The 1,479-nt window shown below is 61.9% G+C and carries 2 protein-coding genes; both read right to left on the reverse strand.

Annotated features, from left to right (window positions below; genetic code table 11):
• Positions 1-70: 70 nt before the first annotated feature.
• A complete protein-coding gene (locus NP596_RS21335) occupies positions 71-460 on the reverse strand; it encodes a F0F1 ATP synthase subunit epsilon (RefSeq protein ID WP_256617394.1) in 390 nt (129 codons plus the stop codon).
• A 1-nt stretch (position 461) separates the two neighbouring features.
• Positions 462-1,479 (reverse strand): F0F1 ATP synthase subunit beta (gene atpD / locus NP596_RS21340; RefSeq protein ID WP_256617395.1); only part of this gene is annotated, 1,018 nt, incomplete at its 5' end.

Raw genomic sequence — 1,479 nt, forward strand, 5'->3', positions numbered from 1 at the left:
CCGGTGGCGGTCGGCCTTGCGGCCTATGCGGTCGGCCAGGGGAGGACGGGTTTTGCTCGGCTTTGCCATGTCAGCGGTGTTTTTGCAATGCCAGAAAGCGTTTCGCCACGCCGGCTTCCAATCGAGCCAGCACGCTGCGCGCGTAGCGGTTATGCTCATCGGCGGCATCGAGCCGGGTTTGCATGTCTAGCCTCAACGTTTCCGGGTCGCTGCCCAGTACCGCTTCAGGGGTGGATACCCGCACCAAACTGCCGCATTTGACCAAGATGGCTTCATCGATGCCGAGAAACATCTCGGCGCCTTCGCTCGTCACGTATCTCAACAATCCCGGCACCAGGGCGGAGACGAAATCCACATGGCGGGGCTCCAGACAGAACCAGCCGTTTTCGGCTTCGGCGATAATTTTCGTTACCGCCGTATCCACCAGCACCTCGTTCGGCAATAAAACCTTTAATTGCATGTCAGGTCGGGTTCGAGCCGGCGTCGAATTTGGCTTCGCCGATCTCGCCTATCATGTACAAGGCATGTTCCGGGGCGTCGGCATACTGGTCGGCCAGAATACGCTCGCAGCCGGTCAGGGTCTGCTCGAGGCTCACCCAACGGCCGGTCTGGCCGGTGTATTGTTCGGTGGCGAAGAAGGGTTGGGTCAGGAAGCGTTCCAGGCGGCGGGCCCGGTTTACCGTGCGGCGGTCGGCTTCGGACAACTCTTCCAGTCCCAGCATGGCGATAATGTCTTTTAACTCTTCATATTCGGCCAGCGTGCGCCGCACGGCCAGCGCGACTTGGTAATGCCGCTCGCCCACCACGGCCGGATTGAGCATTTTCGAGTTGGACGCCAAGGGATCGATGGCCGGGTAAAAGCCCTGCGCGGCGCGCTTGCGCGACAGCACCACCGAAGCCGACAGGTGCGAGAAGGTGTGGCTGGCGGAGGGGTCGGTAAAGTCGTCCGCCGGCACGTAAACCGCCTGTACCGAGGTAATCGCGCCGCTTTGCGAGCTGGCGATGCGTTCTTCGAGTTCGGCCAGTTCGGTCGCTAAAGTGGGTTGGTAACCGACCCTGGAGGGGATGCGGCCCATCAGGCCGGAGACTTCCGTGCCGGCCTGGATGAAGCGGAAAATGTTGTCGATCAGCAGCAGCACGTCCTGTTTTTCGGTATCGCGGAAATATTCCGCCATGGTTAGCGCCGCATGGCCGACCCGAAAGCGGGCGCCGGGGGCTTCGTTCATCTGCCCGAACACCAGCACGGCCTTGTCCAGTACGCCGCTGGCGCGCATTTCGCGATAGGTTTCCTCGGCTTCGCGGCAACGTTCGCCTATGCCGCAAAACAGGCTAACCCCCTGGTAGCGGCCGGCCATGTTGTGGATCAATTCGGCGATCACCACGGTCTTGCCGACGCCGGCGCCGCCGAACATGCCGGCCTTGCCGCCGCGTTCCAGCGGCGACAACAGGTCGATGGCCTTGATGCCTGTCTCGAACATC

Source organism: Methylomonas rivi, assembly GCF_024505165.1.
In the GTDB taxonomy this organism is placed as follows: Bacteria; Pseudomonadota; Gammaproteobacteria; order Methylococcales; family Methylomonadaceae; genus Methylomonas; species Methylomonas rivi.

Bases quoted from the DNA above. Each gene is read 5' to 3' on its own strand.
- NP596_RS21335 (WP_256617394.1), bottom strand. From the start codon at position 460: ATGCAATTAAAGGTTTTATTGCCGAACGAGGTGCTGGTGGATACGGCG.